A 25,317-nucleotide genomic window follows, 5' to 3' on the forward strand; every position below is an offset into this window, starting at 1 on the left:
GAATTGCACAGGCAATTCAACGCTCTTTTTATGTTAAAAGTGGTCATTATCCTATAAAAAATCAGGAAAGTGCCGGCCTGTATTGTGTCCTAATTGATCCAGGCCCCTTGGTAAAGGAATTATTACATTCCTCCAGGTCCTCTGTACCTGTCTTTTTCAATAGCTCTCTCCACCGCTTTTTCTTCCTCGGTTTTTTCGCGATACGGGGTGTGAAATTTCTTTTTTTGTTTTCGTTTATCCAGATAAATCATCAAGGCAATAAACAAAACTAAAAACAATCCCCACAAGATATTTGAAAGCACTCTATACCTCCTTTGAACAGTAAACAAACTAACCTGGGACCCTGCTAAACTTATGTGTCTCTAACAGTAATAAGATGTCAGAGCAGTGGCTATGGTTAAATCCTCTATTATACAAATACGATTAACAAACTAAATCGTTTCACTCTTTCTTCCGATATCCTGAATTATATCGTTGAGAGTATCTCTATTTTACATAGGTAAAAAACTCTCTCATTTACATGAATAACAGTATACAAAAAAGCCAGCCTCTCCAAAAAAGAGAGACTCGCATAGCTGTCATTATTTAACCCATTCATTTATTAGTTCCTGGTTTTCTTTTACCCACTTCTTCGCACCGTCCAGTGGTTCTTCAGCACTTTCGACATATTCGATAAGCTGACCAATTTGCTTATCATTCATCTTCCAGTTTTTCAGCCATTCGCTGACTTTCGGATAATCTTCAGCAAATCCTTGTCTGGTAGCATGATGGATTTTTTCCACACCACCGTAGGTTTTCTTTGGATCTTCCAGGAATTTCAGATCGTATTTGGAAAATACCCAGTGAGGACTCCACAGCGGAGCCACGATTGGTTCCTTATTTTCGATGGCTTTTCCAATTTCAGCTATCATCGCCGGCTCAGAGCTTGGCAGTAGTTCGTAATCCAGGTTGTAATCTTTCAATAATTGTTCCGTAACTTCCATTGTTCCCGCACCTGGATCAAAACCGACGATTTCTCCCTCAAATTTTTCTTTATGCTTCTTGAGGTCGTCGACACTATTTACTTCTTCTACGTATGTTGGAACGACGAGCCCCACTTTGGCATTGTCATACCAGGTAGCTTCGGAGAAATTAACCGTATCTTTATATTCCTTCAGGTAATTGGCATCCTGGACTGGTAACCATACTTCCAGACTGGCGTCCATATCGCCACTTTCTAAAGCTTTCATTGTTGTACCCATGTTCACATTATTTAACTTTACATTATATCCTTTTTCTTCCAGGATGACCTTCCACATATTTGTGACGGCAATATTTTCAGCCCAGTTAATCTGACCGATGGTAAGTTCTTCATCACTTGCCTCTGCCTGGTCTTGATCCGATGCTTCATCAGAGCTTCCGCATGCGGTTAAGATAGCACCGACTGACAGGACTAAAATTAAGCTAAGTATTTTTTTCCAACTCTTCATTAAAAAACTCCCCTTTGGTTAGTTTATATTAATTTAAAATATTTCAAACGTTAAAGGTGTTTAGAAATATTTTAACAAAAAACACGAAACAAAAGCTCATTACTTACGAGATAGTAAGAAGTCACGCATGCATTCACTGGCCGGATCGGTGATAAGTTACATATCTTTTCTGGTTTGGAATGCTGAGTTGTGACACATTCACATAAGAAAATGAATAAAATAGTTTGTTAAATAATTTTTAAACGTTTTTTACATACTTTATGTTAACGTGTTCAGATGAAATGTCAAGGGGTGACCGTGATATTATCTCACACAAAAGGCTGTTCACGTGCAACGACACCCCGGGACATCCAGAAAATGGTTATCATGATCGAACTGCTTCCCGGGCGTCAGACGGGGGTGTTGTACATTTTTTCGCTTTCTATTACGCTTGTCTTAACAAAAGAATCAAAGAAGGCGAGTGAACAAAAGTGGAGAAGGTAGGAAGAAATGATCCGTGTCCATGCGGCAGCGGGAAGAAATATAAAAAGTGCTGTGGGAAGACGAATGTGGTTTCTTTTCCAACACAGCAGATAGCGGATGAACTGACAAGCATGCGCAGCCAATTTCACGAATATATGATGGACAATTATCTATACTTATTACCCTATCAGGAGCCTCAGACAGATGAAGATTATATGATGTTTCTATTAACGGTCATGTATCGTGGCATTTATGAAGAGCTGCAGGATGGTAACACCCCGTATCAGCAATTTATCGAAAAAAAGAAGAAAAACATTGTCCGTCCAGCTACGGTAAAAGCGCTGGAGTACTGGAAAAGTCCTGTTTATGGCATGTTCCAGTTTGAAAAAATGGAGAGCGAACATGTAGTTGTGGTCAGCGATTATTTCACGGGCGAACCATACCGGGTAGATCGGGAGAGTATACCAATAGAGACGGAAGGTATAGAAGAGTTTCGTTTTTATATGGGTTTATTGTTAAATTGGGGAGATGTGTTCTCTTTTTCTCCACTTGCCATACCCGGGAATCAGCCCATGAAGGAATTTTATTTGCAGCAGCTGGAGGAGCGGATCAAGCAAGAGCGAACCTTTACCACAATGGCTGATTATATAAAAGAAAATTTCTTAGAAGAAGCCCAGCATTGGCTTTTCGACGAACCTGGAACGGTGCAGGAGTTGTGGGATGGAAGGCCGGAGGAATTGGAGGTGCTGGTGCTTCTTGATGAGCATGTGTCCCCGCACGTACAACAGGCAGAGGGCTATCATGGTCTTAAGCACTTCTGGCACAGTTTCTGTCAGGAGCACCATCCACAAATAAGAAAGCCGGCTGTCCTTGCTGCTGCATTGGAATATTTCATGGTAGCCACGCCATTTTTCGAGTTGGAGGACTACGATGTCACGCAAAAAGAGATCGCTGAAAAATATCGTGTCAGTACCGGGAGTATTGTACGCAGGTTTGATGAGTTTGAGGACTTCATTTTCGAGTTGATGGATGAGAAGATGGGGGACCAGCCAGAACCTATAGCTCGTAATGTGGAACCGGGTAAAAATGTCGACATGGAAAGAAACATTTATGAAATACATAAAAAGATTGAAGCGTCAGGGCTTACGAATATAGAGGAAATCAATCACTTTATGAAGGAGCACCACGATGAGCCATTTATCCCTGCCAATAACCAGGAAAAAGCCCAGATCCTTGCTTATGATGCCATGCAAGCCGATAATCCCGACTTAAAAGAGGAACTCGTAAACAAAGCGTTGGAGTATGACGATAAAAACATTGATGCCCTCGTTCTCCATGCACAAATGGAAGAAGATGATCTGAAGAAAGAAATAGGTTTGTTAAAGGCAGAGAGTACTGGGCTTCGTTCGATGCAACCGGAATGGAGACAGGATGATGTTCACAGTATGTGGGGGATAATCGAAGCACGTCCAATGCTCCGAGCACAAGAAGCGACAGCTGATTTTTATGTAGAAAAAGGCGAAGTGGACAAAGCAATTGATGGTTATGAATATCTGTTGAACTATAACCCTAATGATAATCAGGGTATCCGCTTTAAACTAATGACGCTCTATTTAGAACAGAGAGAGGTCAAGAAGGCACGTGAGCTTTTGGAGCAGTATCCGGAAGATCATACGGTGGACTTTTACTATGCTGAAGTGTTAATTGAAATTTTAGAAGGGAGCTCTTATGCAGAAATAGAGGACTTACTGGACAGAGCATTTGAGAATAACATGTATGTCATGAGTTATATTACAGGGAAAATTGTGCTTCCTGATGAACTACCGGATCAGTATACACCAGGATCTCTGGAAGAAGCTATTGTCTATTATCATCGAAATAAAAATCTCTGGGATTCTATCCCTCTACCGGACTGAAATACTACCCCGGGACATCCAGAAAATGGATGCCCCGGGGTCTTTTATATAAAAAGGTCCTTTTTACTGTATTTCTTCTCCATCCGAATACTGCGCATCAATATTATCTATCTGTTTTAATACTTCATCTCTTCCATGGTAAATATGTTCATGCATGGCTACACGGGCACGTTCCATGTCCTGTTCTTCAATCGCTTTGAGAAGGGTTTTGTGTGCATCGAGGGAATGTTTCAATTGTTCCTCATTAAACCAGTAGAAGGAACGGAAAATCAACGGAACAACGACTACTTTCGAAATATGGGAATAAACGTGCTGGTTCTGCGACGCCTGGATGACAGCGTTATGGAATTGATGATTGATCTCCAGAATATCCTCAATCGTCGTTTCCCCATTTTTGATATAACTGTCGATCGCCTGGTCATAGGATTCGTTGGCGAGGCGTATATTTTCAAGGTCATTTTCGGTACGGTGGATGGCTGCCTGGGCAGCTGCATATCCTTCCAGAAGTGTCCGCAGGTCATAGATTTGCTGGATGTCTTTTTTCGTGAAATGCCGGACACGCACCCCTCGTTTCATGGAAACCGTAAGCCCCTCGGACTCTAATTGTTTAAGCGCTTCCCGGATCGGTGTCCGGCTTGTTTGGAGTTTATTTGCTAAGTATTCTTCTGTCAGTCGCATTTTTGGCGGGAATTCGCCGTGTATGATGGATCGTTTGATCGATTCGTAAACTGTCATGGACTAACCTCCCCTGCATTCATTGTATACAAACAGAAATCATCATTCAATTCCATATAGGTACTTGTATACAAACCATAGTATTTTTAGCTATTTTTCATTATTTTTATGGACTGGGTTGCAAGTTTGTATACAAACTGTTAGGATATAACACAACATTCTGAAAATTATCATATTTTCTAACAGAAAAGAAAGCGTTAACAGGACAGCTTCAGAAAGTAGCTATCATCGAAAAAGGGGTGTTGGATGTGCAAAGTTTAGAAGGTGTCAAAGTATTGGAGATGGGAAGCCTGATTGCCGGACCATTCGCAGGCAGGCTGATGGCTGAAAATGGAGCGGATGTCATCAAAGTGGAACCGCCGAAGAAAGGCGATCCGCTCCGGGATTGGAGGCATGTGTACGAAGGGACGTCGTTATGGTGGAGACTCCAGTCGAGAAACAAGAAGTCGATTACCGTCGATTTGAAAAGTGAAGAAGGTCAGGAAATCATCAAGTCATTGATCAAAGAATGCGATATTCTCATCGAGAACTTCCGGCCAGGAACGCTGGAAAAGTGGAACCTTGGCTATAAAGAATTATCTGCCATAAACCCCGGGCTGGTTATGGTGAGAGTTTCGGGCTATGGCCAGACAGGGCCATATCGCGACAAACCGGGGTTTGGCAGTGTCGGAGAATCGATGGGAGGCCTCCGTCATCTTACCGGCTATCCGGATCAGGCGCCAACGCGGGTTGGGGTGAGCCTTGGGGATTCTGTTGCTGCGATGTATGCCGTTATTGGCGCGATGATGGCGATCTATCACCGCGACGTGAATGGCACAGGAAAAGGGCAGGTTATTGATGTTGCACTGTACGAAGCTGTGTTCAGTCTGCTGGAAGGAGCGCTTCCTGAATTTGATAAAGTTGGCGCTATCCGCGAGCGTACAGGGACTTCCTTGCCTGGCATTGCTCCTTCAAATACATATGAATGTAACGATGGCAAATACGTTGTCATCGGAGGTAATGGTGATGCGATTTTCAAGCGGCTGATGGAAGTGGTCGGACGTCCGGAGCTTGGAGAGGATGAGCGTTATCAGAGCAATAGCGGACGTGCGGCGGATGCTGATTTTCTCGATGAAGTGATTGAGTCCTGGACAAAAACGGTCGATTTTGAAACCGCTTTAGAGAAACTTGATGAAGCCCGAGTGCCTGCCGGTCCGATATACAACATCGAAGATATCGTAAAAGATCCTCATTACTTGAGCAGGGAAATGATCCAGAAATTCCAGCTTAATGAAGAGGAGTCGCTGAAAATCCCTGGGGTGGTTCCGAAAATGAGCAAAACGCCAGGGGAGACAAAGTGGCTTGGTCCAGAGCTTGGTCAGCATACAGATGAAGTGATGAAAGATTGGCTGACATATGATGACAAAAAAATCGCAGCATTAAAAGCACAGGGTGTCATTTAGAAAGGAGGAGAAGGTGTGACCAAGATTTTTATTCAGGAAGTAGCAACGAGGGACGGCTTCCAGATGGAAGAGCGGTTTATACCGACGGAGGAAAAAATTGCGTTGATGGACAGGCTGAGTGATTCTGGTGTAGACAAAATCGAAGTGACCTCGTTCGTTTCCCCAAAAGCGATCCCGAATTTGCGCGATGCTGAGGAAGTGATGAGTGAAATCAGGCGTAATGACGGCGTCACTTACACGACGTTGATTCCGAACGTCAGAGGAGCTGAGCGAGCGGCTGCGTGTCAGGCTGATGAGGTCAACCTCGTTGCTTCTGTCAGTGAAACCCATAACAGTAAAAATGTAAGAAGAACTGTCGATGAGTCATTTGCCAGCTTTAAAGAAATTGCGGACTATCTTTCCGGGACAGGTATTAACATCAATGGTACGCTTGCCACCACGTTCGGATGCCCGTTTGAAGGTTCGATTGATGAGAACAGGGTCCTTGAGTTGGCGGAAAGCTATCTCGATTTAGGTGCAAGAGGGATTACCCTTGCCGATACGACAGGGATGGCAACCCCGAATCAGGTATATGATCTATGCAAAAAAGTCCTTGATCGCTGGCCCGGCCTCCCGGTAACCCTTCATTTCCATAATACGAGAGGGATGGGACTTGCTAATGTAGTTGAAGGAATCCGTGCAGGGATCACCAGGTATGATGCTTCGCTCGGTGGTTTGGGCGGCTGCCCATTCGCTCCGGGGGCAACCGGGAATATCTGCACAGAGGATCTTGTCCACATGCTTGCTTTTATGGGTTATGAAATGAATGCTGATTTGGATAAGCTGATTGCTTTATCGAGCCACCTGGAAACGTTAGTAGGTCATGAAGTGCCAGGGCAGGTCATCAAAGCGGGGAAAATCACGGACTTACATACGAGTCCGGCGCATCCAAAGTAAGAAGTAGTCCGTCATTTCTGTCTTTTTTTTATCTTTATCTATCTGAAAATTTCGAATTAAAAAAGGAGGCATTATGCATGTCTACTGAAAAAAGAGAACCGATCAAAAACCCGAGAATCTGGATCATATTAGGGATATTACTAGCGATGATCACACCTTGGTATTTTCCGAAAAGCTTTGGTGAAATACTTGTGTACGGAATCCCGCTTTGGGCTGTCATTATTATCATATCGTCGTTATTATTGTCTGCTTATCTGTCGTATGTCATGAAGTACCATTGGATGTTGGAAGAGGATGAGGAAGAAGCCGAACAGAAAGGAGCGAAATAAATTATGGAATTAGCATTTTCAGGCTGGTCCGGTATTTTGATTCTTGTCATGTATGGGCTGATCATGCTTGGCGTTGGTGTTTTCACTTACTTGCGCAACCGGCATATCCACCAAAGTCTCGATGAGTATTACCTTGGCGGAAGAGGACTTGGCGTCATGGTTCTGTTTTTCACTTTTTTTGCGACGCAGTATAGTGGTAATACAGTCGTCGGTTATCCGCCGTCCGCCTATCGGCAGGGCTACGAGTACTTAGTGTCTGTTCCATTTTTCATTACCATAATCATGGCATACTTATTGTTCGCTCCCCGGTTATACAGATTGGGTAAAAAATATAAGCTCATAACGCCTGCGCAATGGTTCGAAAAGCGTTACAAGTCAAAAGCTGTCACGATCCTTGCTGCGTTATTGATGCTTTATGGACTGGGCAATTACCTGCTGGAACAGCTTGTAGCAATCGGCCAGGGTGTATCCGGATTGACAGGGGGGACGATTCCTTATCAGGTAGGCGTCATCTTTTTCGTGATTATCATGGTCATCTATGGCTGGCTTGGCGGAATGCGTTCGGTAGCCTATACGGATACGATGCAAGGGATTGCGCTGTTGTTCGGTGTGTTCATGCTGCTGATCGGTTCCATCGTTTATTTTGGCGGCTTGCCTACATCAGCTGATTACATGCAGGCTTATTCTCCTGAAAAATTAGGCGTGCCGGATGGACCAGCTGTAGTCAACTGGTTTAGTTTACTGGTCCTCATAGGTATTGGAGCCGCCGTGTATCCTCACGCCATTCAGCGGATATTTTCTGCTAAAAGTGAGCGCACATTGAAACGATCTTTCAGCAGAATGGCGTGGATGCCTTTCCTTACTGCCGGGGTAGTTTTCGTTATCGGAATCATCGGGATCAATGCATATCCAGGTTTGACGGAGTCCGAATCAGAACAGCTGGTAGGGATGATGGCCAGTGCGGTCGCAAGTCAGAACGTCATTTTCTATTGGGCAATGGTTCTTTTGTTTGGCGGGGTTATTGCAGCTATCGTCTCTACTGCTGATTCCGTATTGCTTACATTTTCATCGATTATTTCCAACGATTTGTACGGAAGTTATATCAACCCGGAAGCTCCTGAGAAGAAGAAGCTGCTGGTTGGGAAATTAGTAGGGCTTGTGGCTGTCGGAATTTTGATATTGGTCGCCTGGTTCCCACCTGGAACACTATATCAGATATTCGTCCTGAAATTTGAACTGCTTGTACAAGTCGCTCCAGGGCTCATCATCGGGTTATACTGGAACCGGCTTCATTCGAAGGCAGTCTTTGCCGGTATGCTTGCCGGTACAATCATCGCTTCTTCGATGACGTTGTTCGGCCTTTCTTTCTTTGGTGTCGCAAACGGCTTATGGGGTCTGCTTGTCAATGTAGGGATTTGTGTGATCGGAAGCCTGGTCATGAGTGTTTCCGTAGTGGAGGAAAAAGAAGCGAAACAAGTCATTGGCATGTAAGATTAAATAGGTTTAGTCTCTATGTATAGCAGTTTAATAGAAAAGAGATGAAACATAATGGGAAAATCTGCACTAGCAATCACTCCAGCGAATAAGTCCGAGCCGTGGCGAATGCTGCTGTGGCTTTTGATGGCGCAGATTATGGTCGCGTTCATCGGGCGGAGCCTCGGACCGCTTGGTGTATTGATTGAAGAGGACCTCTCGTTGACAAAAGCACAAGTCGGACTGCTGCCGTCTGCCCTGTTCCTGGGGCAGGCGGTTGCCTCTATTCCGACCGGTTTCTTAGCGGACCGCTTCGGCTCCCGGCCATTATTGATGGTGATGTCAGCGACGTTAGGTTTCAGTTTTTTACTGATGACACTGCAGCATAACTATGGATGGGTGTTGCTGTTGATTATGATTGGCGGAATCGGCTATGGTGGGATGCATCCAACGACCAATCGCGGGATCGTCTATTGGCATGTGCAAAAACAAAGAGGGACCGCGATGGGTATCAAACAGATGGGGATCACCTTCGGGTCGGCTTTGGCTGCCATTTTACTGCTGCCCCTGGCTGAAACACACGGTTGGAGAATTGTTGTTTTGTACGCTTGTATTGTGCTGATCATTACGGGAGTGGTGGCCTATTATCTCTATCGGGATCCGGAACAGGGAAAGACAGACAATCCCGTGAAAGCCACACCCGGCAGCACATTTAAAGCCATTGCCGGCATGGCGAAAAACAAAGCATTGCTCCTGATCAGCCTGTGTGCGATGGGAATCAATGGCTCGCAAATGGCATTGAATACATACCTTGTCCTGTTCACCTATGAACAGCTTGGCATCAATCTTGTCTTAGCCGGACTGCTGCTTGTCGTTTCCGAGGTGGGGGGTTCGGTTGGACGGATCGGCTGGGGTGTCATCAGTGACCGGGTATTTGGCGGTGAGCGGCTGAAAGTGATGGCCATCATCGTTACAATTACGCTGTTTGCCAGTGCTGTCGTGGCATTTTTGCCAACGGGAACGCCGTATGTCCTGCTTGTTCCGTTGTTTTTTGTATTCGGGTTTGCGGTGTCCGGTTTCAATGGTATCTGGATGAACCTTGCTTCTGAACTTGTTCCGAAAGAGCAGGCCGGCTTATCGAGCGGATTCAGCATTACGCTTGGCTCCATGGGGGTTATTTTCCTGCCTCCATTGTTTGGACTCGTCGTCGACCAGACGCAAGGGTATACATTCGGTTGGCTGTTGATCTCGTTCCTGATGTTGATTGTCATGATGTTATTAATCCAGTTGAATAAGTTAAAAAAAGAGCAGCAATCTGCCAGTTATCATCAATAGTCTAGGAAAGGAGCCATCAAACAATGAAATTCAATCCATCTGAACTGGAAACAAACCAAGTATATAAACTATTAACGGGAGCGGTCGTACCACGTCCGATTGCCTGGGTCTCCACAGTCTCAAGTGATCATGTATTGAACCTGGCCCCTTACAGCTTTTTTACCGTTGCTTCGAGAAAGCCGCCGATGTTATGCATCTCCATTGGTCCAGGCGTAGGAGAGCGGGCGGGGACGGTCAAAGATACGCTGACCAATATCCGGGATACAGAGGAATTCGTCATCAACATAGCGACGACGCCATTAGGGAATGAATTGCAAAAAACGGCGGATAACCTCCCGAGCGATGCGGATGAATTTGCTGAAGCTGGTCTGACTCCAGTTGAAAGTGAACTTGTGAAGCCGATGCGCGTGGAAGAGGCCCCAATTCAAATGGAATGTCGGCTGCATCAAATTATTCCACTTGGCAGCGATCATTTAGTGATTGGCGAGATGGTAATGTACCATATCAAAGAGGAATATTATAAGGAAGCCTATAAAGTGGATTTGGAGCAGCTGCGTCCACTCGGCAGGCTGGCCAACCAGTTCAGCGAAAGCAGGGACTTTTTCACACTGCCGAACAGTGATGTGAAATAGGCTCATAGAAGGATAACTCCTATGTACATCCATAGTAAAAGTGCCTGCCCCCTTAGGGAGTCAACATGTTACTCCACTGGGGAACAGGCACTTTTGTTTTGTCTATTTGTTAACTGCTTCAGCACAATCAAATACCCGGTTTATCTTTATCTGTTTGATTTTCTCTCCTGATTGGAATAAAATCCAGGATTTCCTTTGTCTCCATACTGTCGATCAGTCGGTTGAGCCAATCATAATACTCCCGCCAGTTTTCCAGCTTTTCCATATCAAGTTTGGCCTGTTCGAGAACTTCATCAGAAGTATCCGGATTAGTTATCAGTTCCTGTAATTCAGTGATCGTTTTCTCAGTGGCTTTGGTATTTGTTGTGGCAGCCAATCGCCATTTGGTTGAGAAATAATCGAAAAAACGCTGGTAAGGGTCATCATTTACTACGTATAAATCTTTCCTTACTCCTTTTCTCCAGGCTTTTTCCACCATGTTCAGTTCAAGTAACGTTCTGACTGCAAGACTCATGCTTGCTTTACTCATTCCAAGTTCTTCTTTCATTTCATCAAGTGTGAGCGGCTTATCTGAGAAAAAGAGAAGACAATATAACCTTCCAATGGAGGGGGTGACTCCATACAAGCTCATATTGTTTGATTTTGTCTCAATGATTCTTGCTCTAGCCTGTTCTAATATTTCCATGTCATCCATCTATTTCACATCCTAGTAAAAGGCTCTCTTTATTTATAGTTTAGGCTACCTTTTTCTAATAAAAATGTAAAGATTGTCATCATCATGAAAAATGGATGATAAGAGAGGAAATATACAATATTGTATTTTAACTTTGTTTAATACATATTAAACGTATTATATGAAATGAGAGGATGAAATATGGCATTTGTGGAAGATTATCCAGGAGCGCTATAATAAAAAAGTCTTAATTGGCGAAATTCCGAAAATATTGTCGAATTTTGCACCGTTCAATTTACAGCATGATTATTGTTGACTTGTCAATATAACATTCTCATGCCAGAGAAAAATAAAGGAGTGTAGTAGAAATTGTTTAAAGAAAAATGGAAAAAAATCAGTTTAGTCGCAGGTCTATCATTAACTTTAGTGGCTGCTGGCTGTGGACAAGATGACAGTGGCAGTACGGAAAATAGTGGAGATGCGGGCTCAAATGTCAGTGAAGAAGTAGAGTATACCATCACAGGTATCGAACCAGGAGCTGGACTGACCCAAGCAACCGATAAAGCTCTAAAAGAATACGAAAATCTTGAGGGGTGGGAACATGAAACAGCTTCCACAGCTGCCATGTTAACTTCCTTAGGTGAAGCTATTGCCAATGAGGAGCCAATCATCGTTGCCGGGTGGTCTCCACACTTTAAATTTAAAAAATATGACTTAAAGTACTTAGAAGACCCGAAAGGTGTTTATGGTAAAGAGGAATATATAGCAACTATCGCCAGAAAAGGGTTAAAAGAAGACATGCCTGAAGCTTATACTATTCTGGACAGATTTAAATGGGAAACGGGAGATATGGAAACGGTCATGCTTGATGCACAGAAAATGGATTTTGAAAAAGCCGCTCAGCAGTGGGTGGATGAAAACCAGGATAAGGTTTCCAAATGGACCAAAGGTGTGGACAAGGTAGATGGTAAGTCGATCGAACTGGTATCAACTCCTTGGGATTCCGAACGTTCTTCAGCCCACGTGGTAAAAAAAGTGTTAGAACAACAAGGTTATGATGTTGCAATAACTGCAGTTTCCCCACCTGTCATGTTCCAGGCAATTGCCTCAGGCGATGGAGATGCTTCTGTTGCACCATGGATGCCGATGACTCACGCTGCATATTATGAGGAACATGAAGGTGATTTTGTGGATCTCGGAAAGAACCTGGAAGGTGCTAAGAGTGGACTGGTTGTTCCAGCTTACATGGAGATTGATTCTATCAAAGACCTTAAGCCTAAAGAGTAATTTATCAATATATGTTAAATGTTGACATGAAAGATATATGCTCCCCTGTTACAGGTTTACACCTGTTACTTAGGGGGGCTTTTGCTATTACATAAATTAGCCCTGCCAGTTGCTGCCACTCCAAGTAACTGTATATTATCCTCTTTTGATGTCAAAAAGCCTGCACCTCCTTGTCATTGTTTTTGCATGGAGGTGCAGGTATGTTTATTTATAAGTCTGTTCTGCTTATTTTTTATATTGGTCGATAGCTTGCTTCAGTTTACGTGCAACAGCATCTAAGGGTCCATTCAGTTCCTGGCTGGTAAGCTTGACTTTCGCCCGGCTTTCGTCGATTTCCAATGCTTCAGCAAATAAGCCTCCAAGTCCTCGGGCACGTCGATCTACTTCCAGCATGACATCCACATGGTTCTCCTGAAGGAAGAAGATTACTTCTAATTCATCTAAGTAAGAACGATATTCTCCCCCAGGGGTGAATTCAAATTCCTGCACATAGCCGAATCGTTTTGATGCCTCCATTTCTACTTTTCTAAGGTGGAAGCCCAGGTTATTTTCCAGTGCATTCAATACTTTTTCAATGTAGGGGTGCGGGGTGATCGTGATTGGATCTCTATCTTCCGGGTCGAGAGCCATAGGGATGTCTACTCCTGTCTCAAACCAAATTGGTAGTTTTCCAAGGGATGCAGGGGCATGGTAGGGAAGTTTGATGGAAAAAGGAAGTTCTTTCGTTTCCCCTGCCTGGATGGACAGCTGATTGGTGATGGAATATTTCTGTAAATCCACTTTTTCTCTAACTTTCCGGTCATCCACTTCACGAATGGCTTCTGTCATGAGGAAAATGTGGATGGCGTCGATGGATTGTTCGACATCTCCACCCTGGATAACCACTTTTCCATGCACTTCTTCCCCGGGGACAAAGTGGTCTTTTTCTAACTGGGTATCAACCTTCGCAGCACCTACGCCTACGCTTGCTAATAATTTTTTGAACATCATATCTCCTCCTCTTCTTGATTATACGAATGAATCCATTAAAAAGGTTCATTTTTTATTAACTTTAAAGTCACGTTCAAAAAAGTATCTGACCCCACTCCGTTAACACTTTAGCAGGGTGGGGATCAGGCACCATCCCTAATTTCTTATGAACGAAAGAGGAATTTTACATGCGTGTATCGTAGTATGGAAAAAAGGAGATAAATGTTAGGAGGAAGAAAATGTCCCTTAAAGCAGGAGATACCATCACTTTCGAACGAACATTCACAAAAGAGGATGTGAAAATATTCACAAAGGTTTCCGGCGATGAAGGGGTGCACCATTTAACACCGGATGAGCAGGGGCGTCTAGTAGTGCAAGGGCTACTCACGGCAACGCTGCCGACAAAAATCGGTGGTGACCATAATGTCATGGCGCGGACCATGAATTTCGAGTTTATAAGACCAGTGTTCACGGGAGATACGATTGTCTGTGAAGCTGTCATCAAAAAATATGAAAAGACAGAAAAGAATAGAACAGCGATTGTGGCGGCCTTTACCTGTACGAATCAAAAGGAGAAAGAAGTACTGAAAGGGAATTTTTCCGGAGTTATTCTATAAAAAATTTTGCCTGTCCGACAGTTGGGACAGGCATTTTCGTATTATCGATTCCTGGACTGGAGCAAAAAAAGAAATGCAACCAATGATCCCGGGATGTTGTTCCGTTTTTTCCAATCGACTAAGTAACCGGGCATACGATCAAAACGATCGGCCGCTTCTATAGGAATAGCTCCCTTTTTAATGATTGCCCACGTTATACCGTCCTTATCTTTGATGGTGAAATGGCCGATCCCGGCATCGTCCTCTGCACGCCAACGGCACTGATCAGATTCGATGTATTGGGTGATCTGTTGGCCTTTATTTTTCGTATCTTTCGTATAGGCAACATAATTTCCATTCCTGTTCTGCACGTAGCCCCGCCAGGAGAACCCGCCTTTCTTTTCTATCTTATATAATAGGTTTCCCTGTTTATCTTTCAAAATAAAATCAGCGGAACGCACGGTATCAAAAGACAAAGCAGCTGTTATTCCCATAAGAATCTTTTGTTTGAGACCGACTTCTTCCTGAATTTCTCCATACAGCTCTCCATCCATCGCAAACAGCCCGGCCTGGTAGGATTTCATCGGCTTTTGGCCGAGATACATCCGGGCAGGGAGCTTTTCGATCGATGCCTCTGTGTCATCTTCAGTAAAATCAACCTCTGTCTGCCTCGCTTTTTGTAAATCATGGTAACCGGTACGCAGCAGTCCGATGCCGCTTATGGTAAAAATCGCACTATAAATGAGAGAAAGGATAAAACCGCTTGGGTTTAACGTAAGAAAACCGATGATGAAAAGGAGTGCGATAAAAGTTAATACGGTTCCTGTGAGCAATTGACGTCTTGCGTCCTGGTAAATGAGTTCTTTAACATGAGTCATCCGATCTGCCTCCTTACATAAGGTACGATAAAATCTGGAAAAGGTTTCGTTATTAGATCATTTTCTGGAACTTTTGTGAGAGGGACAGGAAGAAGGGGAAAGTCCGCTTCGCCAACTTGTGCTCCGTCTATCTGTATTTTCTGGAGAATGCAAATAGTTCTATAATTTTAACCGTTATTTCTTGAAAATTCTGTCACATTATGGATAATTAACCATATAGTCTTCCTGTGCACTTGGTATGCGTAAACGCAAATAAAACAAGTGACCGTTTTGGAGTGAGTACATGATTCGCAAATTGGCGATGGTAATTTTTATAATTGGCTTTGGGCTATTCGCGTATAGTGGCTGGCAGTATTATGAAGCGATGCAGTCGGTAGAAGAAATACCAAAGGCTGCGCAATCTAAAAGTTCTGATGCGCCAATGAGAACGATAGAAACTACCAGTCTCGATTCCGTAGATTCGTTTAAGGAACCATTGACCCTGAATTATGATATCAATAAGGGGGAGAAAGTGGCGACCCTTGACATACCCGGAATTGGAAAACGATTTTCGACGTATTGGGGGACTGATGCTCAAACTCTCGGTAAGGGAGTCGGCATGTATGTCAGCAAATGGACAACCGTCCCTAACAGGGAAGGTGGACACACGGTCCTTTCCGGTCACAGGGACACCGTGTTTACTGGTTTAGGTGAACTGGGAGAAGGAGATACCCTTGACGTTCATTATGACGGGGAAACCTACACTTATGAGATTGAAAAAACGTGGATAACTGATGCCCAGGACCGGTCAGTCATTGTCAAAAAAGACGAACCTACTCTGACATTGACGACTTGTTATCCGTTTGATTATATAGGATATGCCCCGGATCGTTACATCGTCGAGGCGAAATTGGTGGAATGAAAATTCTAAGAAACCCTGATTGGTTTTCAGAAGAATGGATGAAACCCGGGCGTATAGGCGTCCGGGTTTTTAAATATTAGGGATACGGGGAAGGTATGAAAATTATCTTTGGGCTATCTTTCTCATTCCTTCTGAAATAAGATCAACCAGAAAGACAAGGATCACATAGCAGATCAGGTAGAGTGCCACTTCCGTATAATGAAACCAGCTCATACTCAGTTTGAATTCGTGTCCAAGACCGCCAGCTCCCACAAGTCCTACAACAACTGTAGTACGGATGATGACTTCCCAGCGGTAAACAATGTAAGAGATGAACTTTGGCAGAATCGTCGGGAATATTCCGTATAGAAAGATTTGGGGTTTAGAGGCACCGGATGATGCCAGACTTCTTACGGGTCTGATGTCCATATCCTCAACCGTTTCTGCACAAAGCTTTCCCAGTATGCCGAAGTTATGGAGTGCCAGCGCGATTGCTCCTGGTAATATACCTGGTTTTAAAATCAAGATAATGATCATGGCCCATAATAATTCCGGTACCGCCCTGGAGACGGTATAAAATAACCGTATGAACCCATAGATGAACCATCCATACCTTGTTCTGGAGAGTGTCAGCATACCGCTTGCAGCAGTACTAGCAGCGGGAATCACCGTTAAGAGCATCCCCAGTGTGGCAAAACCTACTGCCATCACACTCATCACCAGTGTTTTAAAGGATAACACGGCGGCAGATTTCCAACTCTCTGCATTTGTAAAAGCTGGGTTTTCCACTCCTATCCCCGCGAGATTTTGCAGAAATTCGATGGTGAACTGTTTATTTTTTTCAGAAAAAAGACGGAGGAAGTCTGCATCTTCCACGCTGAAAATATACATCCAGGACGTGATCATTAACAGGAAAGCGGCAAGGAGTGAACCCCGGACAAATCCGATTTTAAAACGTGTATGCTTCATGCTACCAGCCTCTTTCTCAGCATCTGACTCCACAAATCAACGATCATAACCATTCCGATTAAAAAAATTAAAAATGTCCAGACTTCATCATAGTGCAGGTCCTGCATGGATAACTGGATTTGAAATCCGAGTCCGCCTAATCCGATGAAGCTCATAATCGCAGAGGAGCGGATGGCACATTCAAACCTGTAAAATGCATAGCTGATCAAGTCAGGGGCAGCAAAGGGAAGGTACCCGTAAAGTAGCTGCTGGAGACGTGTAGCTCCATTGGCTCTTAGTGACTGAAGCGGTTTTTCTGGTACATTCGTAAATATATCGGAAAACACCCGGCCTAAAATGCCGCTATAAGGGATGGCGATGGCAAAGATGGCGGCAAAGGGGGAAATCCCGGTCGCTGCAACGAATAATAAAGCCCAGACGAGTTCATGGATTGCTCGTAAAAAGCCCAGCATTCCACGAAAGAAGTTTTTCACAGCATAGTGGCTGGCTCCTCGATTTTTCAGAAGGATGCCGGAGGATAACACACCAAAGACAAAACCGAACAGTACCGCCAGGGTCATCCCTGCGACAGCATAAGCCAATGTTATCCAGGCTGACATAAAGGCAAGCTTCAAAATTTCCAACGAAAAATCTGGCTGAAGCATACCCTGAATCATCTGTAACATCGTGGTCCATCCCCCGGCGTGAACAAGTTCGCCTCCCCATTCCACGGAAAATAGGCTAGCGATAAACGTAAGCAACATCACGATTGTCAGGATGGTTTTACTATGGAAATACATAAGTTTATGTTGCATTTTGCTTCTGCTCCGTTAGTTGATAGAGTTGAGTGAGGTCTTCCGTTGTAATCGTATCCGACTTGCGATCGAAAAAGATTTGGCCGTCCCTGAGCGCAATGACCCGGTCAAAATGCATTTTTGCCAAATCAAGCGAGTGGAGGCTTGCGACCAGTGTTTTGTTTTCTGACTTCGCCAGGGAAACCAGTATCTGAATGATATCCTTTGCCCTTGCAGGGTCCAGTGATGATACGGGTTCATCAGCAAGGATCACTTCTGGATTCTGTACAAGCAGGCGCGCTAAAGCAACCCGCTGCTGTTCGCCGCCAGACAATCGTGCGGTTCTGTCATAAATTTTATCTGAAAGGCCGACTCGTTCTAAAGCTTTCATGGCTGCTTGTTTTTCCTGGGGGAAGATGAAAGACCAAAGTGATTTCCAAAATCCCCAGTCTGCTAATTTACCTGCTAATACATTATGGATAACAGGAAGTGGACCGACAAGATCGAACTGCTGTCGAATGATTCCTGCTTTTTTTGCCAAATCTTTGGGGTTTCGATATAGGGATGTGGTCTTTTCATCCAGCAGGATGGTTCCAGTGTCGGGGAGTTCAATGGCGGCTAACATGTTTAACAGCGTGGATTTCCCTGCACCGCTCGGGCCGATTAACGCGACCACTTCTCCTTTTTTAATGCGTAAAGACATTGGGGCAATTGCCTGAAGTCCCCCATATCTCTTCGCTGCCTGCTCTATTGTAATTGCATCACTCGCTGTCATTTTCTTCACCTGCTATTTTATAATTCCCAGACTTTGGGCAACCTCTTTAATTGCCTGGTAGTTTTCATTTTTCGTTTCAATGAAACGGTCTGTATGGAAAAGCTCAAGAATTTCCTTCTGGTCCTTATCCATATTCAGCAACGCTTCTTTTACCTTTTGCTTTGTACCATCGCCAAATGTTTCGTTAACATTGTTAATTGTCCAGTTGTAATCATAATAAGCCGGTGTTGTATAAAAAACTTCGACTTTATCTGTATCCACTTTCCCTTCTTCTTTGGCACTCTTCCATACTAACTCGTTCAGGGCACCAGCCTGAAATGAACCGGATTCTACTAATTGATAGGTGGCATCATGGGACCCGGAATAGTTCGGCTCCCCGTCAAAGTACGTTTGCGGATCGATGCCAGCTTCTTTTAGAAAGTGGCGCGGCATTAAGTGACCCGATGTCGAGCTCTCACTTCCGAATGTAAAGCTTTTACCCTTCAAATCTTCGAGACTATCTATGTTTAAATCCTTGTTCGCAATAAAAACCGAATGAAAATTTTCATCACTGGGTCTCTGGGCAATGGCTTCTGCGCCTTCCACCTGATTTCTGGCCTGTACACCAGTGAGGCCGCCAAACCATGCAAGCTGAATTTCCCCACGGTTAAAGGCGGTCACAAGTGCTGCGTAATCCTGGGATGGTACATATACCACATCCAGTCCCGTCTGCTTACTCAAATAATCGGTAAAGCGGTTGAATCGCCGATTCATGTCAGAAACATTCTGATCTGGAATCGCACCAACTTTAAAAGTTTGTGTTTCACTGTTTTTACTGCTTTCACCGTCTCCATTTGACGTTTCTTCATTTCCGCAAGCAGCTAGTATGACTGCTAACAACGTCATCACTATGTAAAAAGACAAACGACGCATAAAAATCCTCCTTGTATAAGTATTTCTTATTGGCAGTAAAATAAAAACTTATGACCGATAGTGAAAATTATAGGCTGAACTCATTCAAGAGTAAAGTGTGTTTTAGGAGAAAGAGGCTTTATTTACTTGTTTGGTAATATGTATAATAGTAGAAAAGCTGAATTTTTGGATGTGAAGCAATGAACCTGAATCATTTGAAAGCATTTGTGAAAGTTGCAGAATTGAAGAACTATCAGGAAGTAGCCCGGCTGATCGGTGTTTCACAGCCTGCCGTCAGTCAGCGGATGAAAGCATTGGAGGATCATTTTCAGACAAAGCTGATCAGCCGGACTCCACAGGGGATATCACTGACTCCTCAAGGAGAGATGTTCTATGAAGAAAGTAAGGAAATACTGGTTAGATGGGAAAGGATGGAAGCGTACTATCTCCAGGATCAGCCGATAGGTAATTTAGCGATTGGTGCCAGTACGATTCCATCGGAGTATCTGTTACCTAAACTGTTAAAGGAGTTTCGAAGTCAATATCCAGCCGTTCATTTCAGCATGCAAGTAGCAGGCTCCCGGAATATTCAGGATCTGCTTTTGGAAAGACAGGTAGATTTGATTGTAACGGGAAAACCTGAGCGGCATGATCAGATTGAATCGATACCGTTTTACAAAGATCAGTTGACTTTGATCATGCCCAGATCTGTAACGATAAATAACCTGAAAATGAAGGATTTACTTCAATATGACTGGATTGTCCGGGAACAGCACTCGGATACAAAACATACCTTTGAGCAAGCACTTTCATCCAGAGGTTTTCACGTTCAGGACCTTCATGTAGTCGGACAGGTTGGCAGCTCGGAAGCTGTCATAGCAGCTGTGGAAGCGGGGCTTGGAGTTTCAGTGGTTTCAGCACTTGCGGCTGAACGTGCAGAAAGGTATGGCAGAATAAAAACAGCTGCCATCAATGATCTTGATATATCGAGGGAGTTTTTCGTCTCTTGTCTCAAAGAAAATCAACAGTTTTCTACCATTGCTACTTTTGTAGACTTCGTTACGAGAGAGGTATAAAAGTGCCTGCCCCCATTGAGCTAATGCATTACCAGTTTGGGGGCGGGTGATTTTAATCGTATATGACTGCTTTTCCTTGTTCACGTAACTTTCTTAAAGCGGTAAGCATATGATTTATTTCTTCATCCGAATGTCTTTCCCACGCCTTTAATTCGGCTACTATTTTCAAAGGGGACTTAGACCTATACGAACGTGTGGGGTTTCCGGGGAACTTTTTGTCCGTTACGTTCGGATCATTTTCAAATTCTCCTAATGGTTCTACAATATAAATTCTTTCTTTTGAATCAGACTTTGCTAATTCAGCACCCCATTTAGCAGCCTCTAGTGTTGCAGTGAAATAAATATAGTTTGATTTTTTGTCCTGGTAGTTTGATGCGTGTTGCGGTTTCAATAGATCTCCAATATTCAGTGCTGCCTTCGTACCATGAAAAAATGGGCCTTCGTCTAAGACATCATTTTTGTCATTCATACCGATACACCTCTTACTTTTAGATTTGTGTATTACAGTATAGGTCAGGAACGATAGAAATAGTAGTCTATAAAAAATTTTTAATTAGGAGTATAATGGAAGTAGAAAGGTTGAAGTCGAACGCAATCACCTATTACCTAAGCTGTATTAAAAGTGCCTGATCCCAATCTGTTACCACTTTAGCAGGATGGGGATCAGGCACTGTCGATTATTCGCTGCTTAAAGGCAAAACGAATTTTTTTATACTATTTTATGTATGATGGATGGGAGTTGTCAGGCTTGTTACGAGGAGAAAAGGCTGTTGTTATTGGCGGAGGCATTGCTGGGAAACTGGCTGCACGTGTGCTGGCTGATTCTTTCAAAAAAGTAATTATTTTAGAACGGGATTCAGAATCCGATGGCCCTACTCCGAGAAAAGGGGCACCTCAGGGAAAGCATATCCATGCGCTACTGTTTGCCGGTGCGAATGGCCTGGAGCGTTTGTTTCCTGGTATCATGGAAACGTTTAACACAAGCGGAGCAGTTAAAATCAATGCAACCAAGGACATTGCCTGGTTTCACCATGGGGTTTGGAAGCTCCGCTTTAATGGAGACTACACAACCATTCTTCAGACACGCCCGCATCTGGAATGGCATATCGAACAATATATAAAAGGGATTCCAAACGTAACTATTAAGTACAGCCAAACGGTTCGTGAATTTCTATTTGCGAAAGAAGAAAATCGAATCACCGGCGTCGAAATAGCTGATGGCGAGACGAGAAAAAACATTCATGCGGATTTCGTGGTGGATGCCAGTGGCGTGAGCAGTCTATCTTCAAAGTGGCTCATGAAACGAGAAGTACATATACCTGTTGAGAAGGTAAAAATCGATTTGAGTTATTTTACTAAAACGCTTGAACTCCCTGATAACCCAGACAGAGACTGGGCCATTAAACTCGTGTATCCAACCCCTCCGTTTGAAAAAATCGGCGGTGGCATTTCGAGGGTAGAGGGCAATCGTTATTTAGTCACGTTCATGGGATACCATAACGAGCTTAACGAAAAAGAAGTATTAAAAAGTGATGATAGCTTTATAGAAATCGCCAGGAAATTGCCGAAACTGGATCTCTATCATGAACTGAAGGATGCCACTGCTTTATCCAGTACTTCTACTTTCCGTGTACCGGATATCACTAGGAAAAGAATGGATAAAGTGAATGATATGCCAAACGGTCTTTTGATGATCGGGGATACGATATGCAGAATTGACCCCTTTTTTGGGCAGGGGATGAGTATTGCCGTCCTGGAAGCATTGGCATTGGAAAACTTGCTTACTGACCAAAACAGTTCCAATCAACAAATAATTGAAAAGTTTCATGAAGAGACCGGGAAAATTATTTCCCCTATATGGAATATGGTGATCACTGAAGATTTTCGCTACCCCGATACTGTCGGGAAGAAGCCCGCGGGCCTTTTGATTCAGCAATGGTATGCGAAGAACATTTTTCTTTTATCATCGGAAAATAAATATGTCTATCAGTCTTTCATTCGTGTGATGCATCTGCTTGGCCCAACTTCTGCTTTGATGCGTCCGGGAATTGTAAAAAGTGTTTTGAAGCGGACATTTACCAAAGATCATAAAATACATTAGGTCAGAAGGTTAAGGCGTTAAGCCAGAACATGCCGGCGTTAGGGAAGAGTTACCAATCAAAGTGTTTATGTTAAGTAAAAAAGACTGCAGGTGAATCAACATCTACGGTCGGTAATTGAAGGATTCCCTTCAAGGCGGAATCGGCACTAAAGAAGCAAAAATCCACCGGAGTCTTAGCTCGAGCGTGGGTTTTTTTATGAAATGCCAATATAACTATTCATAAAGGTATAAAAAGAATATTTAATAATAGTATCTCATTAACAGCAGATAAATGTGGAGGTGTAAAATGGTAATATCCTCTATGTCTTGCCAATGGTCATACACCACACAATTGAATTTTATGGCTGTTGTTGATGCCCTTATTCCGTCTAGTGTGGTTACATCCAACTGTGGATGTACAGTTCAATATGGTGGGGTGCCTTTGTCTATCTGGGAGTACCTTCTCATGTCAATAGACAGCCTGCCAGTGCCGTTAACAGAGGAAACTTCTCAACTTCTTGATTTATCAGCCTTCCATATATACAAGAAACGTTACCCTTTATCTTTTCTTATCTATCATCCCCATACTTCACAGGCCCTTTTCTCTACATTATCCAGGAAAGACCGATTAAGAGCTATCAATCTTTTAGAAAAACTAATGGTTCCGAGTGATAGTTTTCCTGTTCCTTACAAAAATAATCCTATTATAGTGCAAATCATGATTGATTCTTTATACCAATTAACTTTTTTCGGCTATTACTCGGAATGGTTTGGGTACGGGGAGACACGGATACATTCACCTGCTTTCAGCTCTCTTCGCACCTATCCAGTAAGCTGGGCTTACACGGGTTATCCCGGGCCTTCTTTTGGTTATCGGGATTTCAGAGGTTTTTTGTTAAAAATGAAGGACTTAAAGCAGGAGTGATTCTATATGCAAAAACCTGATGTAATTGTCATCGGGGCAGGTGGTGGCGGAGCCGTAATAGCAAAGGAACTCGGTGAATTAGGTTTATGTGTTCTGGTGCTGGAAGCAGGGCCATGGTATGGGAATAAGCAATGGCCACATCCCAATATTGAAAAAGGAGGATTTTGCAGCCGAAGCGTTGCTGATTTAGATGTCAGCCTTTTTAAGGAGAGCTACAATAAGTTAGAAAATAATATGAATGATCAGATTGCAGGTAAATTGCGTTGGGGGCCTGCTAACCGGGAGAATCCTCCCTGGAATCGAAACTTTCAACAACGAGGGTTTGCTTGGCAGAATTCGGGTGTGGGTGGTTCTACTCAACACTATCTGGCAAACTCTCCCCGTGCTATTCCTTCTGCTATCGAGAGACAATGGCCGCTGTCTTATCGTGAATTGATTCCATATTACGAAAAAGTAGAAGCAGAGTTGCCAGTAGAATTCGCCCCCACTACTTCAAAGGAAGAACTATTTTATTATGGAGCAAAAAAAGCTGGGTGGAACCTTTTAAGTACACTCGATGTAGGATCCCCGGGATTTCGACCTCAGCCTAATGCGATCCTGCCTCCAAATGAAAACCTTCTTCATCCAGCCTACACAGAAGAGCAGTTATCATGGATGGAGGGGTGTACGCTTGCGGGTCATTGTATCAATGGCTGTCCCCATGGCCCATCAGTTGCTAAAATTGCTAAACGTTCCACAAATGTCAGCTATGTACCTTTAGCTTTAAATACAGGAAAAGTGGAGATCCGACCCAATACATTTTCCTATCAAGTGATTACAGAAAACCACCCTAAAGAAGGAATAAGGGCAACTGGGGTGAAAGTAAGAAACACATGGACTGGTGAAAAGGAAGAATTATTTGCTGATTGTATCATTATAGCAGCTGGCGCGATTGAAACCCCCCGTCTGTGGCTCAATTCCTCCTTGCCTTTTAATCCATGGGCAGGCAGAGGACTTGTGAACCATAACATGGATATGGTTACGGGTGTTTTTAATGAAATAGAACTGCTTCCAATATTAGGGACTCCTGCAGTAAATCCCTTTGTCGGTCATACCTCAGGCGCCAGGCTGGACTACCCTGGATTAGGTTCTATCCAAATAATAGGAACCAGTCCTGGATTAATGGCGAGCTTTTCTTATGCATTAGGTCATTCAGAAACTAAAACGTTCCATCAAAACAGCAATGAAAACGCGTTTAAAACAGGGCGGGTTATTGGAAAAGAGTTAATCGAATTAATGGCAGATTATCAAACTTCATTAAGTATATTGATTGTGACGGACGATGAAGTTGATCAAAAAAATAATGTCTCCATTGTACCTGCCACCCTGGATGAACATGGAGCGATACCATCCATACGTTATGACCCAACAAGGAATACTCGCAGGAAGAAGGGGAAACTTGTAAAAATAGCAGCAGACATCCTTTTTCAAGCTGGAGCGAGAAAGGTCATCCATTCCCATTGGCCCGACGGTTTGATGATTCATATCATGAGTACAATGAGAATGGGCTATGTCGTTGATGAAAACTGTGAGGCACTGCAAGTCAGCAGGTTGTTTATAGCAGATAATAGTGTGCTGACTAATGGACTGGGTGGAGCAAATCCCACCCTGACAACTCAGGCGTTAGCAACAAGGACGGCTGAGAAAATCTATAACAAATACTTTTAAGATACGTTAAGTCAGAACATGTCCACGTTAGGGAAGAAGATTCCCTGATAATGATATAATAACCGCACATCCTAATCTTAAGAGAAATTAAAAACGGCTTTGGCCCTGG

Annotated in this window: 25 protein-coding genes and 1 pseudogene; 15 read left to right on the plus strand and 11 right to left on the minus strand. The window is 43.5% G+C overall.

The annotated features are described in order from the left end of the window. Window positions 1-122: 122 nt before the first annotated feature. On the minus strand, window positions 123-302 hold the full coding sequence (locus P855_RS0103550; protein WP_028782288.1) for a hypothetical protein: 180 nt from the start codon (window positions 300-302) through the stop codon (window positions 123-125). Window positions 303-581: 279 nt separating this feature from the next. Continuing rightward, window positions 582-1,469, minus strand: a complete 888-nt coding sequence (locus P855_RS0103555) for a glycine betaine ABC transporter substrate-binding protein (protein ID WP_028782289.1) — start codon at window positions 1,467-1,469, stop codon at window positions 582-584. Between the two features lie 470 nt (window positions 1,470-1,939). Here P855_RS0103555 and P855_RS22450 point away from each other — a divergent pair. Both P855_RS22450 and P855_RS0103560 read left to right on the plus strand, forming a co-directional pair. Beyond that, window positions 1,940-2,011: pseudogene (locus P855_RS22450) on the plus strand (SEC-C metal-binding domain-containing protein); the annotation flags it as partial. Window positions 2,012-2,017: 6 nt separating this feature from the next. After that, window positions 2,018-3,847 carry a tetratricopeptide repeat protein gene (locus P855_RS0103560; RefSeq protein WP_028782290.1) on the plus strand — a complete coding sequence of 610 codons (1,830 nt, stop codon included), beginning with the start codon at window positions 2,018-2,020 and terminating at the stop codon, window positions 3,845-3,847. 63 nt (window positions 3,848-3,910) lie between these two features. On the opposite strand, the gene P855_RS0103565 is transcribed toward P855_RS0103560, so the two are convergent. Next, window positions 3,911-4,582 (minus strand): GntR family transcriptional regulator, encoded by a 672-nt coding sequence (locus P855_RS0103565; RefSeq protein ID WP_028782291.1) that lies wholly within the window; start codon window positions 4,580-4,582, stop codon window positions 3,911-3,913. Window positions 4,583-4,821: 239 nt separating this feature from the next. Between P855_RS0103565 and P855_RS0103570 the strand changes: the two genes are divergently transcribed. The 6 genes from P855_RS0103570 (at window position 4,822) to P855_RS0103595 (ending at window position 10,729) form a co-directional block, all read left to right on the plus strand. Then, complete coding sequence (locus tag P855_RS0103570; protein ID WP_152526175.1) at window positions 4,822-6,024, plus strand: CaiB/BaiF CoA transferase family protein; 1,203 nt, start codon at window positions 4,822-4,824, stop codon at window positions 6,022-6,024. Window positions 6,025-6,039: 15 nt separating this feature from the next. Continuing rightward, window positions 6,040-6,960 carry a hydroxymethylglutaryl-CoA lyase gene (locus tag P855_RS0103575; protein WP_028782293.1) on the plus strand — a complete coding sequence of 307 codons (921 nt, stop codon included), beginning with the start codon at window positions 6,040-6,042 and terminating at the stop codon, window positions 6,958-6,960. 77 nt (window positions 6,961-7,037) lie between these two features. Continuing rightward, window positions 7,038-7,289, plus strand: coding sequence for a hypothetical protein (locus tag P855_RS0103580; RefSeq protein WP_028782294.1), 252 nt, complete (start codon window positions 7,038-7,040; stop codon window positions 7,287-7,289). A 3-nt stretch (window positions 7,290-7,292) separates the two neighbouring features. Then, window positions 7,293-8,780, plus strand: coding sequence for a sodium:solute symporter family protein (locus P855_RS0103585; protein ID WP_051353069.1), 1,488 nt, complete (start codon window positions 7,293-7,295; stop codon window positions 8,778-8,780). Window positions 8,781-8,837: 57 nt separating this feature from the next. Continuing rightward, window positions 8,838-10,097: an MFS transporter gene (locus P855_RS0103590; RefSeq protein ID WP_051353070.1), complete on the plus strand. Its 1,260-nt coding sequence runs from the start codon at window positions 8,838-8,840 to the stop codon at window positions 10,095-10,097. A 23-nt stretch (window positions 10,098-10,120) separates the two neighbouring features. Further along, window positions 10,121-10,729 carry a flavin reductase family protein gene (locus P855_RS0103595; RefSeq protein ID WP_028782297.1) on the plus strand — a complete coding sequence of 203 codons (609 nt, stop codon included), beginning with the start codon at window positions 10,121-10,123 and terminating at the stop codon, window positions 10,727-10,729. A 127-nt stretch (window positions 10,730-10,856) separates the two neighbouring features. Here the strand turns inward: P855_RS0103595 and P855_RS0103600 are convergent, their stop codons facing one another. After that, window positions 10,857-11,423, minus strand: a complete 567-nt coding sequence (locus P855_RS0103600) for a GbsR/MarR family transcriptional regulator (protein ID WP_028782298.1) — start codon at window positions 11,421-11,423, stop codon at window positions 10,857-10,859. A gap of 348 nt (window positions 11,424-11,771) precedes the next feature. Here P855_RS0103600 and P855_RS0103605 point away from each other — a divergent pair, with 348 nt between their 5' ends. Continuing rightward, window positions 11,772-12,689, plus strand: coding sequence for a glycine betaine ABC transporter substrate-binding protein (locus tag P855_RS0103605; protein WP_028782299.1), 918 nt, complete (start codon window positions 11,772-11,774; stop codon window positions 12,687-12,689). A gap of 225 nt (window positions 12,690-12,914) precedes the next feature. On the opposite strand, the gene P855_RS0103610 is transcribed toward P855_RS0103605, so the two are convergent. Then, window positions 12,915-13,676, minus strand: a complete 762-nt coding sequence (locus tag P855_RS0103610) for a sporulation protein (protein ID WP_028782300.1) — start codon at window positions 13,674-13,676, stop codon at window positions 12,915-12,917. A 221-nt stretch (window positions 13,677-13,897) separates the two neighbouring features. Between P855_RS0103610 and P855_RS0103615 the strand changes: the two genes are divergently transcribed. Then, window positions 13,898-14,275: a hotdog domain-containing protein gene (locus P855_RS0103615; protein ID WP_028782301.1), complete on the plus strand. Its 378-nt coding sequence runs from the start codon at window positions 13,898-13,900 to the stop codon at window positions 14,273-14,275. A gap of 41 nt (window positions 14,276-14,316) precedes the next feature. Here the strand turns inward: P855_RS0103615 and P855_RS0103620 are convergent, their stop codons facing one another. Beyond that, complete coding sequence (locus P855_RS0103620) at window positions 14,317-15,132, minus strand: hypothetical protein (RefSeq protein ID WP_028782302.1); 816 nt, start codon at window positions 15,130-15,132, stop codon at window positions 14,317-14,319. 283 nt (window positions 15,133-15,415) lie between these two features. On the opposite strand from P855_RS0103620, the gene P855_RS0103625 reads away from it, so the two are divergent. Continuing rightward, window positions 15,416-16,033, plus strand: a complete 618-nt coding sequence (locus P855_RS0103625) for a class D sortase (protein WP_028782303.1) — start codon at window positions 15,416-15,418, stop codon at window positions 16,031-16,033. Window positions 16,034-16,135: 102 nt separating this feature from the next. On the opposite strand, the gene P855_RS22455 is transcribed toward P855_RS0103625, so the two are convergent. Genes P855_RS22455 through P855_RS0103645 form a run of 4 tightly spaced genes read right to left on the minus strand, consistent with a single transcriptional unit; the run spans window position 16,136 to window position 19,441 of the window. After that, window positions 16,136-16,981, minus strand: a complete 846-nt coding sequence (locus tag P855_RS22455; RefSeq protein WP_028782304.1) for a PhnE/PtxC family ABC transporter permease — start codon at window positions 16,979-16,981, stop codon at window positions 16,136-16,138. Continuing rightward, on the minus strand, window positions 16,978-17,775 hold the full coding sequence (locus P855_RS22460; protein ID WP_028782305.1) for a PhnE/PtxC family ABC transporter permease: 798 nt from the start codon (window positions 17,773-17,775) through the stop codon (window positions 16,978-16,980). Before P855_RS22460 ends, P855_RS22455 begins: the two co-directional genes overlap by 4 nt. Next, window positions 17,765-18,529, minus strand: coding sequence for a phosphonate ABC transporter ATP-binding protein (locus P855_RS0103640; protein ID WP_028782306.1), 765 nt, complete (start codon window positions 18,527-18,529; stop codon window positions 17,765-17,767). Before P855_RS0103640 ends, P855_RS22460 begins: the two co-directional genes overlap by 11 nt. A 12-nt stretch (window positions 18,530-18,541) precedes the next feature. After that, a complete protein-coding gene (locus tag P855_RS0103645; RefSeq protein WP_028782307.1) occupies window positions 18,542-19,441 on the minus strand; it encodes a putative selenate ABC transporter substrate-binding protein in 900 nt (299 codons plus the stop codon). Window positions 19,442-19,620: 179 nt separating this feature from the next. Between P855_RS0103645 and P855_RS0103650 the strand changes: the two genes are divergently transcribed. Then, complete coding sequence (locus P855_RS0103650) at window positions 19,621-20,496, plus strand: selenium metabolism-associated LysR family transcriptional regulator (protein ID WP_028782308.1); 876 nt, start codon at window positions 19,621-19,623, stop codon at window positions 20,494-20,496. Window positions 20,497-20,548: 52 nt separating this feature from the next. Here the strand turns inward: P855_RS0103650 and arr are convergent, their stop codons facing one another. Beyond that, window positions 20,549-20,965: an NAD(+)--rifampin ADP-ribosyltransferase gene (gene arr / locus P855_RS0103655; RefSeq protein ID WP_028782309.1), complete on the minus strand. Its 417-nt coding sequence runs from the start codon at window positions 20,963-20,965 to the stop codon at window positions 20,549-20,551. Window positions 20,966-21,244: 279 nt separating this feature from the next. Here arr and P855_RS0103660 point away from each other — a divergent pair, with 279 nt between their 5' ends. The 3 genes from P855_RS0103660 to P855_RS0103670 all read left to right on the plus strand — a co-directional run bounded on the left by P855_RS0103660 (window position 21,245) and on the right by P855_RS0103670 (window position 25,208). After that, window positions 21,245-22,597, plus strand: a complete 1,353-nt coding sequence (locus tag P855_RS0103660) for an NAD(P)/FAD-dependent oxidoreductase (RefSeq protein WP_028782310.1) — start codon at window positions 21,245-21,247, stop codon at window positions 22,595-22,597. Window positions 22,598-22,883: 286 nt separating this feature from the next. Further along, a complete protein-coding gene (locus P855_RS0103665) occupies window positions 22,884-23,501 on the plus strand; it encodes a hypothetical protein (RefSeq protein WP_161628803.1) in 618 nt (205 codons plus the stop codon). Window positions 23,502-23,507: 6 nt separating this feature from the next. Then, window positions 23,508-25,208 carry a GMC oxidoreductase gene (locus P855_RS0103670; protein ID WP_028782312.1) on the plus strand — a complete coding sequence of 567 codons (1,701 nt, stop codon included), beginning with the start codon at window positions 23,508-23,510 and terminating at the stop codon, window positions 25,206-25,208. Window positions 25,209-25,317: the final 109 nt, after the last annotated feature.

It is taken from the genome of Thalassobacillus devorans MSP14, assembly GCF_000496835.1.
Taxonomy (GTDB): Bacteria; Bacillota; Bacilli; order Bacillales; family Halobacillaceae; genus Thalassobacillus; species Thalassobacillus devorans_B.

Bases quoted from the DNA above. Each gene is read 5' to 3' on its own strand.
- P855_RS0103555 (WP_028782289.1), bottom strand. From the start codon at position 1,469: ATGAAGAGTTGGAAAAAAATACTTAGCTTAATTTTAGTCCTGTCAGTC.
- P855_RS0103565 (WP_028782291.1), bottom strand. From the start codon at position 4,582: ATGACAGTTTACGAATCGATCAAACGATCCATCATACACGGCGAATTC.
- P855_RS0103580 (WP_028782294.1), top strand. From the start codon at position 7,038: ATGTCTACTGAAAAAAGAGAACCGATCAAAAACCCGAGAATCTGGATC.
- P855_RS0103585 (WP_051353069.1), top strand. From the start codon at position 7,293: ATGGAATTAGCATTTTCAGGCTGGTCCGGTATTTTGATTCTTGTCATG.
- P855_RS0103590 (WP_051353070.1), top strand. From the start codon at position 8,838: ATGGGAAAATCTGCACTAGCAATCACTCCAGCGAATAAGTCCGAGCCG.
- P855_RS0103595 (WP_028782297.1), top strand. From the start codon at position 10,121: ATGAAATTCAATCCATCTGAACTGGAAACAAACCAAGTATATAAACTA.
- P855_RS0103600 (WP_028782298.1), bottom strand. From the start codon at position 11,423: ATGGATGACATGGAAATATTAGAACAGGCTAGAGCAAGAATCATTGAG.
- P855_RS0103610 (WP_028782300.1), bottom strand. From the start codon at position 13,676: ATGTTCAAAAAATTATTAGCAAGCGTAGGCGTAGGTGCTGCGAAGGTT.
- P855_RS0103615 (WP_028782301.1), top strand. From the start codon at position 13,898: ATGTCCCTTAAAGCAGGAGATACCATCACTTTCGAACGAACATTCACA.
- P855_RS0103620 (WP_028782302.1), bottom strand. From the start codon at position 15,132: ATGACTCATGTTAAAGAACTCATTTACCAGGACGCAAGACGTCAATTG.
- P855_RS0103625 (WP_028782303.1), top strand. From the start codon at position 15,416: ATGATTCGCAAATTGGCGATGGTAATTTTTATAATTGGCTTTGGGCTA.
- P855_RS22455 (WP_028782304.1), bottom strand. From the start codon at position 16,981: ATGAAGCATACACGTTTTAAAATCGGATTTGTCCGGGGTTCACTCCTT.
- P855_RS22460 (WP_028782305.1), bottom strand. From the start codon at position 17,775: ATGCAACATAAACTTATGTATTTCCATAGTAAAACCATCCTGACAATC.
- P855_RS0103640 (WP_028782306.1), bottom strand. From the start codon at position 18,529: ATGACAGCGAGTGATGCAATTACAATAGAGCAGGCAGCGAAGAGATAT.
- P855_RS0103645 (WP_028782307.1), bottom strand. From the start codon at position 19,441: ATGCGTCGTTTGTCTTTTTACATAGTGATGACGTTGTTAGCAGTCATA.
- P855_RS0103650 (WP_028782308.1), top strand. From the start codon at position 19,621: ATGAACCTGAATCATTTGAAAGCATTTGTGAAAGTTGCAGAATTGAAG.
- arr (WP_028782309.1), bottom strand. From the start codon at position 20,965: ATGAATGACAAAAATGATGTCTTAGACGAAGGCCCATTTTTTCATGGT.
- P855_RS0103665 (WP_161628803.1), top strand. From the start codon at position 22,884: ATGGTAATATCCTCTATGTCTTGCCAATGGTCATACACCACACAATTG.
- P855_RS0103670 (WP_028782312.1), top strand. From the start codon at position 23,508: ATGCAAAAACCTGATGTAATTGTCATCGGGGCAGGTGGTGGCGGAGCC.